The following is a 13163-nucleotide window of genomic DNA, read 5'->3' as shown; positions in this document are numbered from 1 at the left end:
ATGGCCGTTTTGACATGTGGACAGAGGTGGTGTGTGCCAAGGGGATCGGGTGGGGCGGTGGCAGGCCGATGCGGGTGCGAGGAGAGTGGCCTTCAGGGGGACACATCCCCATGGCAGAGGGCGGTGAGGGTCATGACGGACACGCTGCTCGAACGGCATGCCGAGGCGCTGAGGCTCTTCGGCGAGCGGGTGCGTGACGTCCGCGGCTCCCAGTGGGGGGAGCCGACCCCGTGCACGGAATGGAACGTGCGGGAGCTGGTCAACCACGTCACCGCGGAGCAGCTCTGGATCCCGCCGCTGGTCGCCGAGGGCCGGACGGTCGAGGAGCTGGCGGGCAGGTTCTCCGGCGACGTGCTGGGTGACGACCCGGTCGCCGCCTGGGACCGGGCCTCGGCCGCCGCACACGCCGCCTTCGCCGCGTCCGGCGCGATGGACCGGACCGTGCGCCTGTCGTACGGGCCCGCGCTCGGATCGGCGTACTGCTCGGAGCTGACCGCCGACTGTGTCGTGCACACCTGGGATCTCGCCCGGGGTATCGGCGCGCAGGACCGGCTGCCCGACAGCCTCGTCGAGTTCTCGATCAAGGAGATCATGCCGTACGCCGACGGGCTCGCGGCCAGTGGCGCGTACGCCGAGCCGGTGGAGGTCCCCTCGGGCGCGGATGCGCAGACCAGGCTCCTGGCGATGGTGGGGCGCAAGGGCTGACGCGCGGGGGCGGGGGTCCCGCACAACAGGCATACGGTCCTAAATAATCGTATAAAGGTCAGGTCTGGCGGGGCGCCGTGGGGCATCGCGGTGCGTCGCGGGGCCCGGCGGGCCCGGCGGGCGTGGCAGGGCGAGCGCGGAAGGCGGGAAGCGGTGGCGGGGATGCAGCGCACGGCGGCGGAGGGCCGCGGCCCGGTCCGGTACGGCCCGCCCGCCCCCCAGCCCGGCCTGCCCGTGCTCCCCGAGCTGCTCTCCGTCCTCGCCGCGGCCGCCGGACGCGCCGCCCCCGAGCCCCCGGGCGGCGGCGAGGCCGTACGGGTGGCCGCCTGCCGGCACTGGGGGCGGCGGGGGCTGGCCACCTCCCCCGAGAACGTGGCCGCGGGCCCCGGAGCCCCCGCGCTGCTCCTGGCCCTGCTCGGGGCGTACGGGGGAGACGTGATGCTGCCCCGGCCCTGTCCCGCCTGGTGGACCCCGCAGGTCCGGCTGCTGGGACGGCGCGCCTACCACGTGCCGACCCCGGCCGAGTGCGGCGGGATTCCCGACCCCTACGCCCTGCTGGAGACCGTCCGGCGGGTGCGCGCCGAGGGCGGTGACCCGCGCGTGCTGCTGCTGTCGGTCGCGGACGACCCCACGGCGACCGTGCCGCCGCCCGAGATGCTCCGCGAGGCCTGCGAGGCCGCCGAATCCGCCGGACTGTTCGTCGTCAGTGACGAGAGCTGGCGCGACACCGTCCACCGTCCCCACGACACCCTGGTCCTGAGCCCCGCCGAGATGCTCCCCGAACAGGCGGCCGTCCTCGTCGACCTGTCCGGGGCGATGCTGCCGGCCGGCTGGCCCGCCGCCGTCGTCCGCTTCCCCGACACCCCGCGCGGGACCTGGCTGCGTGCCCGTACCCTCGACGTCCTCACCGCCACCGGGGCGATGGTCGCCGGACCCGTCGCGGGGGCCGCCGCGCACGCCCTCGACGAACCCGACGCCGTCGCCGGGCGCGCGTACGCCGCCGCCGCCCTGCACGGGGTGGTGGCCGCCGCCGCGCACCGGCGGCTGCTGGAGGCCGGGGCACTGGCGCGGCCCCCGCAGGCCGGCCGGCACCTGTACGCCGACCTCACCCCGCTGCGCGCCGGACTCGCCCGGCACGGGGTCGGCGACGCGATGGAACTGGAGGACTGGCTCGGCGGCCGGCTCGGCGCCCCCACGCCCGGCGGGCAGCGGTTCGCCGACGAACTGGGCGCGCTGCGCGTGCGGCTGTCCACCGGGCCGCTGCTGGGAGCCACCCCGCACGAGCGGCTGGCCGCCCTCACCGCCGGCGATCCGCTCGCGCTCCCGCACGTACGCGACTCCCTTGAACTCCTCGGATCAGTCCTGGCCGGGCTGGCCTGACCACCCGACCCCGGTGAACGGAGACTTCGCGATGAGGGACCGGACGGATGCCCCCGCCCCCGCCCCCAGCCCCGCCCCCGCCCCCAGCCGTGCCCCGGCCCCTGATGCCGCACCCGACCCGGCCCCCGCGGCGCCGGAGCGCGCGCCCGCGCGGCGCCCGCTCGGTGCGCACCGCCGTTGGCCGCGCTCGTTCGCGGACCGGCTGACCGCCCCGCTCCCGGGGGTCCGCAGCTACGCCCGCCTCGCCCGCGAGGGCGCCTTCCGGCCCGGCCCCGAAGGGCTGCGCGGCATTCCCGACCTGCCGTACGAACCCGGCCCGCTGCCCCCGGCGCCCCCCGGCACCGTCTGCGTCACCTGGGCCGGACACGCCAGCTGGGTCCTGCGGACCGGCGGGCTGACCGTTCTGACCGACCCGGTCTGGTCCCGGCGGATCCTCGGCACCCCGGCCCGGATGACCCCGGTCGGAGTGCGCTGGGAGGACCTGCCGCCGGTGGACGCGGTGGTGATCAGCCACAACCACTACGACCACCTCGACGCCCCCACCCTCAAGCGGCTGCCCCGGCACACACCCCTGTTCGTACCGGCGGGCCTGGCCGGCTGGTTCCGCCGCCGCGGCTTCACCCGGGTCACCGACCTCGACTGGTGGGAATCGGCCGAACTGGGCGGCGTACGCTTCGAGTTCGTCCCCGCCCACCACTGGTCGAAACGGTCGCTGATCGACACCTGCCGGTCCCTGTGGGGCGGCTGGATCCTCACCGACACCCTGAGTGCGGCGCCGCGGAAGCTCTACTTCGCGGGTGACACGGGCTACGGGCACTGGTTCGGGGAGATCGGCCGCCGTCACCCCGGCATCGACCTCGCCCTCCTGCCCGTCGGCGCGTACGCCCCGCGCTGGTGGCTCGGCGACGTCCACGCCGACCCGGAGGAAGCCGTGCAGGCCTGCCTCGACCTCGGCGCCCGCCGGATGGCCCCCATGCACTGGGCCACCTTCGTCCTCTCCGCGGAGCCGGTCATGGAGCCCCTGCACCGCACCCTGGCCGCCTGGCACCGGGCCGGCCTGCCCCGCGAGGACCTCTGGGACCTGCCGATCGGCGCCTCCCGCACGCTGGCCCCGGAGGGCTCCCGGACCGGCGGGTGAGCGGCGCCGCCCGGGCTCAGTGGTGCCAGGCCCGACCGCCCACGTTGTGGATGAACCGCTGGAGCACCTTGAGGGTGATCAGGTACTCCTCGTCGGAGATTCCCGCGTGCCGCTCGTCCCACAGGTCCTTCTGCAGGGCCGCGGCCTTGTCGAAGAACTCCTGCCCCTCGGGGGTCATCTCCAGGCGCCCTGCGGCGTCCTGGGTGATCCAGCCCTGGACGATGACCGTGTCCATCTCCTCGGACAGCGCCTCCTCGCCCACCGCGAGGTAGCCCCGCAGGGTCTCGGTCAACCCGTCCCGTGTCCTGACCTCGTCGCCCGCCAGGGCGACCCGGGCGAGGATCCACCACTGCGGCTGGGTGGTACCGAGCTCGGCGAGCGCGCCGCGGGTGCGGCTCACGATCGCGTCGTAGGCGGCCCAGCTCCAGTAGCCGATGGGTTGGCGGATCAGTTCGGCGTCGTCGTGCGAGTACTCCATGGCGGATCGACTCCCCGTCGGTGGTGCGGTGTGATGCGGCGTGCTGCGATGCGCTCTGCTGGGCAAGACCCTATGAACTCAACCGCACTTGAGGTCCAGCCCCCCGGCGGGACCCGTCCCGATCACGCCCCCTCGTTCAGCAGTTCCAGGACCGGCCGTACGCCCCGCCGGGCCTCGCGGGGACGTCACTGCCGGGGACCCGCGACCGGTCGCTCGCCGAGCCCTCCGCACACGGGTACATGTACGGCGGCACGTCCCGCACCCTGGTCGACGACCCCTGTCCCTGCGCGAGGCGGCGGAGGCGGGCAGGCGCCGGTGACCGGCAAGGTCCTGGCCCCCGCCCCCCCAGTCCATCGGAGTGGCCGCCGGCCGCTCCGATGGCGTGGCTCCCGCACCGGCGCCCGGCATTTCCTAAGGTCGGCGGGGGTACGGCACCGGGCCGGCCGACCGTCCGGATCAGGTGGGTGAGTCGTGGAACGCAAGACGGCCGCGTCACGAACGCAGGCACCGCCGGCCGCCCGGCGGTGGACCCGGCGGCTGGCCGCCGCGGTGGCGCTGCTGATGCTCTGCGCGCTCCCCGCGGGCGCGGCAGGTGCCGCGCAGCCCGTGGACGTACGGTCGCCCGCCGGCCCGCCCCTGTACGTGTCCGACTACGGCAACAACCGGGTGGTGACCCTGCCCGCGGACGGCGGCGACCGGACCACGGTCCCCTTCGACGGCCTGGTGCGGCCGACCGGCCTGGTCTGGGACGCCACGGGCCGGCTCTACGTCTCCGACACCGGCAACAACCGGGTCCTCGTACTGCCTCCGGACGGCGGGGAGCAGGCCGTCGTTCCCACCGCCGGCCTGTCGCGCCCGCTGGGGCTGGCGGTCGACCCGGCCGGGAACCTCTACATCGCCGACAGCTTCAACGACCGGATCGTGAAGGTGGCGGCCGGTGGCGGGGGCCAGACGACCGTCCCCACCACCGGGCTGCTGCACCCCTGGGGTCTGGCGTGGGCGCCCGGCGGGGAGCTGTACGTCTCCGACTTCGTCAACGACCGCGTCGTCAAGGTGGCCGTGGACGGGAGCGGCCAGAGCACCGTGCCCACCACCGGCCTCTCCCAGCCGACCGGGCTGGCCCGGAACGCCGCCGGTGACCTCTACATCGCCGACAGCGGGAACAACCGCGTGGTGAAGGTGGCCGCGGGCAGCGGCGCGCAGAGCACGGTGCCCACCACAGGCCTCAGCTCCCCGCTGGGCCTCGCCCTCGACGGCTCCGGCCACCTCTACGTGGCCGACGGCTTCAACAACCGGGTGGTCCGGGTCCGCGAGACGGGCGGCGGACAGGTCACGCTCGCCTCCACCGGCCTCAACACGCCGACGGGCCTCGCGTTCCCTCCGCCCGGCGCCCGCCCGGGACACGACCGGGACCGATAGGCCCCGCACGGGCCGGGCCGCGCACGGGCCGGGCCGGGCCGGAGCCTGGGCTCAGAGCCACGAGGCCACCAGGCCCCCACGCCTGCCGCGCGTCTCCCGGCCCGTGCGACGATGCGTCGGCCGACAGGGCCACGAGCGGGGGGAAAAGCACGATGGAGTACATCGATCTGAATGCACAGGTCGGGAACCTGTCAGGGGTCCTTTCCCCCGCTCGGTACCTGGAGCATCTGCCCTCACTGGCCGACGGTCTTCCGGCCGGCGCCCGGGACTTCGCCACAGACCCGGAGCACTACGACTTCTCCGGCAAGCGGTGTGTGAAGGATCTGGAGATCCAGCACGTCCGAGGTGTCGGATCCGATGACCGGCAGCTGGAGATCCGGTTCCGGCACAACTGCTGGAAGCACGACGAAGACCTGGTCATCCGCTACACAGGCGTCTGCGGCTTCGATGCCGCAAGCGCCGAGGACGGCGACGGTGACTGGGCAGCTCTGGGGACCGTGATCCTCGACGAGGTCCTGCCCCACCGGAACGGCTGCAGCCACGAGATCGCGTTGTGGAACGGCTCGCTCGCCGTCGTCTGCCGCGACCTGGTCGCGACCTGGACCGAGGCCGACTGCCCCGGCTGACGGCCGGCTCAGGGCCGGGGCCGCAGGCGGCGCCGGAGCGCGGGGCCCGCGCTGATCGCGAGAGCCAGGCCGACCGCCAGGGCCACGCCCTTCCAGGGCTCCGCGAAGAGGGTGCCGCCCAGGATGCCGATCGCACCGTACGTCGCCGCCCAGGCCAGACAGGCCGGGGCGTCGCCGCGGGCGAAGCGGCGGAGCGGCATCTGCGCCAGGAGACAGGCCAGCATCACCGGGATCCGGCCCGCCGGGACCAGCCGTGACAGGACCAGGACCAGCACCCCGTGCTCGTCGAGCCGCGTCCGTGCCTGCTCCAGCCGCTCCGGTGTGGCCCGGCCGCGCAGCGTCTCCAGCCAGCGCGAACCGCCGCGTGAGCGCACCCCGCGCTGCCCGAGCCAGTACAGCGTCATGTCCCCGGTGAACGCCGCCAGCGCCGACACCGCGAACACCAGCAGCACCCCGTAGGGCGGCGACTGGTGGTGGAAGGCCACCACCGCCGCCGAACTCACCAGCGCACCCGTCGGGATGACGGGTACCAGCGCACCCAGGGCCACCAGCAGGAACAGCGCCGGGTACCCCACCGCCTGCTGGGTGCTCTCCGGCGGTACCTGGCCGGCCGCCGCCGCGAGCTCGCGCCACGTCACGGCAGTCGCACCCGTTCGCCGTGCTGCGGCACCCGTACGGTCACCTTGGGCGCCAGATGCCGCGCGAGCCGCTCGAACTCCTCGCCCGGCGCATGGAATTCATGCGGCCGTACCGCGTCCATCCCGACGGGCCAGTACGTCCCGTAGTGCACCGGGACCGCTGCCGCGGGTGCCAGCCGGGCCAGCGCCTGTGCCGCCCGCCCCGCGTTCAGGTGACCGGGGCCCAGGTACGGTCCCCAGCCGCCCACCGGCAGCAGGGCCACGTCCACGGGCCCGACCTCCTCGGCCATCGTGTCGAACAGCCCGGTGTCCCCGGCGAAGTAGGTCCGCGCCGTGCCCCGCACCACGTAGCCGAGCGCCGGGCACCGGTGCGGACCGAACGGCAGCCGCCGTCCGTCGTGCCGTGCGCCGACCGCCCGGATCCGTACGCCGTCGCGTACGGGGACCTCCTCGCCCGGCACCACCTCCGTCACGGCCAGCCCGCGCAGCCCGGCGACCCGCGCCAGCCCCGGCACGGCCCGGCACGCCCCGCGCGGCACCAGCAGCCGGGTGCCGGGTGCGAGCCGGGCCAGCGACGGCAGGTGCAGGTGGTCGGCGTGCAGATGGGACACCAGCACCACGTCCGCCACCGCCGCCTCGGGCGGGGGCACCGCCCCGCGCCGCCGCCGCAGGTGCGCGAGCCGCCGGGCGAACAGCGGGTCCGTGAGCAGCCGGACCCCGGAGTCCTCGACGGTGCACGTGGCATGACCCCACCAGGTGATCTCCACCGGCACCCGGACCTCCCTCCCTCGCGCCTCGCGCCTCGCTCACGAGCCTAGTGGGGGGTGTCTGCCCCGCGCGGCCGCTCGGAACCGGATCTCGGCCGCCCCCTCCTCTACGGCGGAGTATCGGAGTAGGGTCCGGCGGCATGGAAGAGTTGCGCGTGGCCGCGATCACCAGCCTGGCCCCGCTCGAAGACCTCGACGCCGACCCCTTCGCCGTGGACACCCGCGGCCAGCACGCCATGTGCGCGCGCTGGGCCGCCGACCGGGGCTACGTCGTGACGAGGCAGTTGCTGGTCTACGGGCTGCGCGCCGACCACTGCGGGCTCTGGTCCGACGTCGACACCGGGCAGGTCGACCTCTTCGTCGCCGCCAACCACCGGGTGCTGGCCCGCGCGCTGCGCTCCGTCGAGGAGTTCACCGCGGAGTGCGAGCGGCGCGGCGTACGGCTGGAGACCGCCGGGGGCGAGGAGCCCCGGTACACCTCCGCGATGAAGGCCGAGGTGCACCGCAGGCTGTCCATGCCGACCGCCGGCTACGACGGCACCTGACCGGGCCGGGACGCGCGGCGCGCCCCGGCCGGCCCGCCCCCTGGTCCGGCCCGCGCGCCATACGCCCCTGTACGCCGTCCGCCTCGCCCGACCGGTTGCGCCGGGCTGTGCGAGCCTGGAAGGCGGGACCGGGCGCGCGGGAGGTGCGGCGTGGGGCGAGCACGGTGGCGGACCGCGGGCAGCGCCCTGGTGCGCGTGCTCCTCGTCTGGGCCGTGTCCACCCTCACGATGCTCGCCCTGGCCGGGATCCTCCCGGACTTCCGGCTCCAGTCCGACGACGGTGACAGCGTCACGCAGATCGGGCTGACCGCCGCCTGGGCCGCCGGGGCCTTCGGTCTGCTGAGCGCGCTGGTCTGGCCGGTGCTCGTCCGGGCCCTGCTGCTGGTGCCCGCCCTGGTGCTCGGGCTGCTCGTCTTCTTCCTCAACGGCTCGCTCCTGCTGATAGCGCTCAGCCTGATCCCGGACGGCCGCAGCGAGGTGGCCCCCGACACCGCGGTGGTCGTCGCCGCCGTGATGTCCGCGGTGGCGTCGGCGACCTCCACCGCCCTCGCCGTGCGCGACGACGAGGCCTACCGGCGCCGGCTCTACCGGCTCGCCGACCGGCGCCGCCGCAGGCAGGGCCGGGCGGGCCCGTCCCGGGCCGCCGAGGCGCCGCCGGGCCTGCTCGTGCTCCAGCTGGACGGGCTGGGGTACGAGGAGTTGCGCCGCGCGTGCGGCAGCGGGCTGATGCCCACCGTCGCCGGCCTGCTGGAGGGCGGTCACCGCGCCCGGTCCTGGCGTACGGACTGGTCGAGCCAGACCGGTGCCAGCCAGCTCGGGATCCTGCACGGCTCCAACTTCGACGTGCCCGCCTTCCGCTGGTACGAGAAGGACACCGGCGAGGTGATGGTCTGCAACCGGCCGACCAGCGCCGCCGAGCTCCAGCGGCGGGCCATCGCACGCACCGGGGACGGCGGACTGCTCACGCTGGACGGGGCGAGCCGGGGCAACCTGTTCAGCGGCGGCGCCGACCAGCTGGCGCTGGTGCTGTCGGTCTCGGCCCGGCGGGGGCGGGCCAACCGGTCCCGCGCGGGCTACTTCGCGTACTTCTCCGATCCGGCCAACGCGGTCCGCACGGCCGGGTCCTTCGCGGCCGAGGTGGTCCGGGAGGTCGTCCAGTCACTGCGGGCGCGGATCCGCGGGGACCGGCCACGGGTGTCGCGCGGCGGGCTGTACCCGCTGATCCGGGCCTTCGCGACCGTGGTCGAACGGGACGTGGTCGTCGCGGCCGTGATCGGCGACATGCTCGCCGGGCGTACCGCTGTCTACGCCGACCTGGTCGCCTACGACGAGGTCGCGCACCACTCGGGCCCGCGCAGCCGGGACACCGACCGGGTGCTGCAGCGCCTGGACCGGAGCATCGCGCTGATCGCCCGGGTCGCCGAGCACGCGCCGCGCCGGTACCGGATCGTGCTGCTCTCCGACCACGGCCAGAGTCCGGGGGAGACCTTCCTCGGCCGGTACGGGCTGACCCTCAGGGACCTGGTCCGGGCCGGCTGCGGGCTGCCGGTGCCGCGCCGGGCCGGCCGTACCCGCAGCGGGGCCGAGGCCCGGGCGGCCGTGCTCGCGGCGCTCCACCGGCCCGTGGAGGAGGGCGAGGAGGCGCACCCGGGCCCGGGCTCCGATCCCGTGGTGCTGGCCTCGGGCAACCTCGGCCTGATCTCCTTCCCGGACATCCCCGGCCGGGCGTCGCGGGCGCGCGTCGAGCGCGCGCACCCCGCCCTGCTGACCACGCTGGCGAACCATCCGGGCGTGGGATTCCTGCTGGTGGACGGGGTGGTGCTGGGGCGGGGCGGAAGGGCGGCCCGGCTGGACGTCCCGGGCGAGGCGGAGGAGCTGCTGGCTCCCTTCGGCCCGGGCGCGGCGCAGGCCGTCCGCCGGACCGACGCCTTCCCGCACGTGGCGGACGTCATGGTGAACTCGGCGTACGACCCGAGGACGGGTGCGGTGCACGCCTTCGAGGAACAGATCGGCTCGCACGGCGGGCTGGGCGGGGAACAGGGGCACCCGTTCCTGATGTGGCCCACGGAACTGTCGGACCCCGGGCCCGGGGAGGAACTGGCCGGCGCGGAGGCGGTGCACGCCGTGCTGCGGCGCTGGCTGCGGGAGGCGGACGGGCCGCAGGTACCGGTGACCGCGCCCGTGACCGCGCCCGTGACCGCGCCCGTGACCGCACCCCTGACCGCACCCCTGGCTCCGCCGGTGCAGCGGCCGGTGGAGGAAAGCCCGCCGGGGGACGAAAATAACGGAAGCCTTCCTTCCGCAGGGGTGCCCGCGCGGGACGAAATCCGCTGATTTTGTGGCGCATTCACGGTGGTCAACCATGTGTTGACCTGCCCAGCATGTGAGACATCCAGAGGCGCACCACCGATGACCAGCACCGCAACCCTGCCCGCCGAGGCCACAGCACCCCCCGAGCAGGGCCGCGACCCGCACGCGAGCCGCGACCCCCACGCGCGCCGCTTCGGCCTCCCCGTCGCGACCTGCCTGGTCATGGGCAACATCATCGGCGGCGGGATCTTCCTCCTCCCCGCCTCGGTGGCCCCCTTCGGCACCATCAGCCTCGTCGCCTTCGCCGTCCTCACCGCCGGCGCGATCGCCCTCGCCCTGGTCTTCGGCCGGCTCGCCGAACGCCACCCGCAGACCGGCGGCCCCTACGTCTACGCCCGCGCCGCCTTCGGCGACTTCGCCGGCTTCCTCGCCGCCTGGAGCTACTGGATCACCGCCTGGGTCTCGAACGCGGCCCTGGCCGTCGCGGCCGTCGGCTACCTCACGGTGCTGTTCCCCGCCGCGGGCGAACACAAGTGGTCCATGTGCCTGGCCGCCCTCGCCGTCCAGTGGCTCCCGGCCCTCTCCAACCTGGCGGGCACCCGCTACGTCGGAGCGGTCCAAGTCGTCGCCACCGTACTGAAGTTCGCCCCGCTGCTCCTGGTGGCCGTCGGCGGGCTGTTCTTCTTCGACCCCGCCAACCTCGGCCCCTTCCGGGCCACCGACCAGAGCGCGGCCGGCGCCGTCTCCGCCTCCGCGGCGATCCTGCTGTTCAGCTACCTCGGGGTCGAGTCCGCCACCGTCAGCGCGGGCGAGGTCCGCGACCCGGCCCGCAACGTCGGCCGGGCCACCGTCCTCGGCACCGTGGGCGCCGCCACCGTCTACCTGCTCGGCACGGTCGCCGTCTTCGGCCTGGTCGCCCACGACCGGCTGACCGCCTCCACCGCCCCCTTCACCGACGCCGTCAACGCCATGTTCGGCGGCACCTGGGGCGGCACCGTGGTCGCCTGCGCCGCCGTGATCTCGATGCTCGGCGCCCTCAACGGCTGGACCCTGCTCAGCGCGCAGACCCCGTACGCCGCCGCCAAGGACGGGCTCTTCCCGAAGGCATTCGAGACCAGGAAGCGCGGCGTCCCCGTCGTCGGCGTGATCGTCACCGTCTCCCTGGCCTCCGCCCTCACCGTCTACAACTACACCGCCGGGACCCAGGGCGTCTTCGAGAGCCTGGTCCTGATCACCACCTTCACGGCCACCGTCCCGTACCTGCTGGCCACCGCCGCGCAGATCTACTTCCTGCTCTCCGGGCAGCGTGAGCGGGTCCACCCCGGCCGCCTGGCCCGCGACGGCGTCCTCGCCGCCCTCGCCTTCGGCTTCTCGATGTGGCTGGTCGCGGGCTCCGGCTACGCGGCCGTCTACCAGGGCGTGCTCTTCCTCTTCGCGGGCGTCCTCGTCTACGCCGCCATGTCCGCGAGGAAGCACCGCGCCGCCGCGTCCCCCGCGGAGTAGCGTGGAGAAGGGGCCGGCCAGGGGGCGCCAAGGAACCATCATGTCCGCGATGAGGAAGAGCATCGACATCGACCGCAGGCCCGAGGACGTCTACGCGTACCTGACGGACCCCACGCACCTGCCGGAGTGGCAGGACAGCGCCGTATCCGCCGTCCCGATCGGCGATCTCCCCGTGCACGTCGGTTCGAGGGTCCTCGTCACCCGGCAGATCGGCCGCCGGCGGGTCCCCACGACCATCGAGTTCGTGGAGCTCGACCCGCCGAGGAGCTGGCACGTGCACGGGGTCGACGGCCCGGTACGACCCGATGTGCGCGGCACCGTCGAACCCCTCGACGGCGGCACCCGCTCCCGCCTCACCCTGGACGTCGACTTCGAGGGCCACGGCGTGGGCCGGGCCCTCGTACCCCTCGTGGTCAGGCCCATGGTCCGCAAGGAGATGCCCCGGGGCGAGGAGAAGCTCAAGCACCTCCTCGAAGCCTGACGGCTCGCGGCCGGGGGAAAAGCCGGGGAAAACGGGATGCCGCGCGGTGTGCGGTGCGGCGACACTGGCCGCACCACACACCCGCCACACCCCCGAGGACATCCACGCCCGTGCAGGCTGCCGTCACCGTCACCCCCGCCCAGATCCCCGAACTGCTGCTCGGCCTCGCCACCGTCCGGCCCGTGTTCCTCTGGGGGGCTCCCGGCATCGGAAAGTCCTCGCTCGTAAGGAAGTTCGCCGACGCGCTGGGGCTGGAGTGCGTCAGCCTGCTCGGCACCCAACTCGCCCCCGAGGACCTGATCGGCGTCCCGCAGATCCGCGACGGCCGGTCCGTCTTCTGCCCGCCCGAGGCCATCGCACGCGACGAGCCGTACTGCCTCTTCCTCGACGAACTCAACGCCGCGAGCCCGGACGTCCAGAAGGCCTTCTACTCGCTGATCCTCGACCGCCGGATCGGCTCCTACGAGCTCCCGGCCGGCTCCATCGTCATCGGCGCGGGCAACCGGGCCACCGACAACGCGCTGGCCCGGCCGATCGCCTCCGCGCTGGTCAACCGCCTCACCCACGTCCACCTCCAGGCGTCCGCACAGGACTGGCTGGTCTGGGCCGGCGAGCACGGCATCCACCCCTGGGTCACCGACTACCTCACCGACCGCCCCGACCACCTCTGGTCGCAGCCGCCCAAGACCGAGGAGCCCTTCTCCACCCCGCGCTCCTGGCACATGCTCTCCGACGCCCTGCACTCCTTCGGCGCGGAACTGGACGAGCAGACCCTCAAGGTGATCGCGCACGGCACCCTCACCCCCGGGCACGCCGTGTCCTTCTGCGGCTACGCCAAGATCGTGCGGCACAGCTTCGGCATCGAGGCGATCATGAAGGGCGACGCCTCCTGGCCCACCCGCCCCGCCGACCGCGACCTGCTCTACTACCTCGCCGAGGCCTTCCGGGGCCGCCTGGTCAAGGAGCTGCCCGCGCAGCGCGAGCACGTCTCGCCCGCCCTGCGCCAGACCGCCTACCGGGCCAAGGCGCTGCTGGTCCAGCTCGCCGAGATCTCCGTGGAGGTGGCGCAGACCGTCATCGCCGACGACGCCGACGGCCTGCCCGTCCTGCCCTCCTGGTTCCTCGTGGAGGCCGCCCGGGACATGCCGCGCCTGGTCGAGGCCCGCCGGTGAG

At 74.6% G+C, this 13163-nt stretch carries 13 protein-coding genes; 10 read left to right on the top strand and 3 right to left on the bottom strand.

Annotation, left to right across the window (positions count from 1 at the left end):
- Positions 1–132: 132 nt before the first annotated feature.
- The 3 genes from KO717_RS06555 to KO717_RS06545 all read left to right on the top strand — a co-directional run bounded on the left by KO717_RS06555 (position 133) and on the right by KO717_RS06545 (position 3223).
- Positions 133–705: a TIGR03086 family metal-binding protein gene (locus tag KO717_RS06555; RefSeq protein ID WP_301364943.1), complete on the top strand. Its 573-nt coding sequence runs from the start codon at positions 133–135 to the stop codon at positions 703–705.
- Between the two features lie 162 nt (positions 706–867).
- On the top strand, positions 868–2085 hold the full coding sequence (locus tag KO717_RS06550) for an aminotransferase class I/II-fold pyridoxal phosphate-dependent enzyme (protein ID WP_301364942.1): 1218 nt from the start codon (positions 868–870) through the stop codon (positions 2083–2085).
- A 31-nt stretch (positions 2086–2116) separates the two neighbouring features.
- The gene (locus tag KO717_RS06545; protein ID WP_301364941.1) at positions 2117–3223 is read left to right on the top strand and encodes an MBL fold metallo-hydrolase; all 1107 of its coding nucleotides are present in this window, start codon (positions 2117–2119) and stop codon (positions 3221–3223) included.
- Between the two features lie 16 nt (positions 3224–3239).
- Here the strand turns inward: KO717_RS06545 and KO717_RS06540 are convergent, their stop codons facing one another.
- Positions 3240–3701 (bottom strand): MarR family winged helix-turn-helix transcriptional regulator, encoded by a 462-nt coding sequence (locus KO717_RS06540; protein ID WP_301364940.1) that lies wholly within the window; start codon positions 3699–3701, stop codon positions 3240–3242.
- Positions 3702–4172: 471 nt separating this feature from the next.
- On the opposite strand from KO717_RS06540, the gene KO717_RS06535 reads away from it, so the two are divergent.
- Together KO717_RS06535 and KO717_RS06530 are read left to right on the top strand one after the other, a co-directional pair.
- Positions 4173–5120: an SMP-30/gluconolactonase/LRE family protein gene (locus KO717_RS06535; protein ID WP_437184475.1), complete on the top strand. Its 948-nt coding sequence runs from the start codon at positions 4173–4175 to the stop codon at positions 5118–5120.
- A gap of 152 nt (positions 5121–5272) precedes the next feature.
- The gene (locus KO717_RS06530) at positions 5273–5746 is read left to right on the top strand and encodes a hypothetical protein (RefSeq protein WP_301364939.1); all 474 of its coding nucleotides are present in this window, start codon (positions 5273–5275) and stop codon (positions 5744–5746) included.
- An 8-nt stretch (positions 5747–5754) separates the two neighbouring features.
- Here KO717_RS06530 and KO717_RS06525 read toward each other — a convergent pair whose 3' ends face one another.
- The gene (locus KO717_RS06525; protein ID WP_301364937.1) at positions 5755–6384 is read right to left on the bottom strand and encodes a DedA family protein; all 630 of its coding nucleotides are present in this window, start codon (positions 6382–6384) and stop codon (positions 5755–5757) included.
- Positions 6381–7157 (bottom strand): MBL fold metallo-hydrolase, encoded by a 777-nt coding sequence (locus tag KO717_RS06520; RefSeq protein WP_301364935.1) that lies wholly within the window; start codon positions 7155–7157, stop codon positions 6381–6383. The genes KO717_RS06525 and KO717_RS06520 overlap by 4 nt, the downstream gene beginning before the upstream one ends.
- A gap of 134 nt (positions 7158–7291) precedes the next feature.
- Between KO717_RS06520 and KO717_RS06515 the strand changes: the two genes are divergently transcribed.
- The 5 genes from KO717_RS06515 (at position 7292) to KO717_RS06495 (ending at position 13162) form a co-directional block, all read left to right on the top strand.
- On the top strand, positions 7292–7696 hold the full coding sequence (locus KO717_RS06515) for a hypothetical protein (RefSeq protein WP_301364933.1): 405 nt from the start codon (positions 7292–7294) through the stop codon (positions 7694–7696).
- A gap of 150 nt (positions 7697–7846) precedes the next feature.
- The gene (locus KO717_RS06510; RefSeq protein ID WP_301364932.1) at positions 7847–10030 is read left to right on the top strand and encodes a phage holin family protein; all 2184 of its coding nucleotides are present in this window, start codon (positions 7847–7849) and stop codon (positions 10028–10030) included.
- A gap of 75 nt (positions 10031–10105) precedes the next feature.
- A complete protein-coding gene (locus tag KO717_RS06505) occupies positions 10106–11509 on the top strand; it encodes an amino acid permease (RefSeq protein WP_301364930.1) in 1404 nt (467 codons plus the stop codon).
- A gap of 40 nt (positions 11510–11549) precedes the next feature.
- Complete coding sequence (locus tag KO717_RS06500) at positions 11550–11990, top strand: SRPBCC family protein (protein WP_301364928.1); 441 nt, start codon at positions 11550–11552, stop codon at positions 11988–11990.
- 110 nt (positions 11991–12100) lie between these two features.
- On the top strand, positions 12101–13162 hold the full coding sequence (locus KO717_RS06495; protein WP_301364926.1) for an ATP-binding protein: 1062 nt from the start codon (positions 12101–12103) through the stop codon (positions 13160–13162).
- Position 13163: the final 1 nt, after the last annotated feature.

It is taken from the genome of Streptomyces xanthophaeus (genome assembly GCF_030440515.1).
In the GTDB taxonomy this organism is placed as follows: Bacteria; Actinomycetota; Actinomycetes; order Streptomycetales; family Streptomycetaceae; genus Streptomyces; species Streptomyces kutzneri.
This window is presented reverse-complemented; position numbering and strand designations above follow the sequence as displayed.

Bases quoted from the DNA above. Each gene is read 5' to 3' on its own strand.
- KO717_RS06545 (WP_301364941.1), top strand. From the start codon at position 2,117: ATGAGGGACCGGACGGATGCCCCCGCCCCCGCCCCCAGCCCCGCCCCC.
- KO717_RS06500 (WP_301364928.1), top strand. From the start codon at position 11,550: ATGTCCGCGATGAGGAAGAGCATCGACATCGACCGCAGGCCCGAGGAC.
- KO717_RS06515 (WP_301364933.1), top strand. From the start codon at position 7,292: ATGGAAGAGTTGCGCGTGGCCGCGATCACCAGCCTGGCCCCGCTCGAA.
- KO717_RS06555 (WP_301364943.1), top strand. From the start codon at position 133: ATGACGGACACGCTGCTCGAACGGCATGCCGAGGCGCTGAGGCTCTTC.
- KO717_RS06530 (WP_301364939.1), top strand. From the start codon at position 5,273: ATGGAGTACATCGATCTGAATGCACAGGTCGGGAACCTGTCAGGGGTC.
- KO717_RS06505 (WP_301364930.1), top strand. From the start codon at position 10,106: ATGACCAGCACCGCAACCCTGCCCGCCGAGGCCACAGCACCCCCCGAG.
- KO717_RS06550 (WP_301364942.1), top strand. From the start codon at position 868: ATGCAGCGCACGGCGGCGGAGGGCCGCGGCCCGGTCCGGTACGGCCCG.
- KO717_RS06540 (WP_301364940.1), bottom strand. From the start codon at position 3,701: ATGGAGTACTCGCACGACGACGCCGAACTGATCCGCCAACCCATCGGC.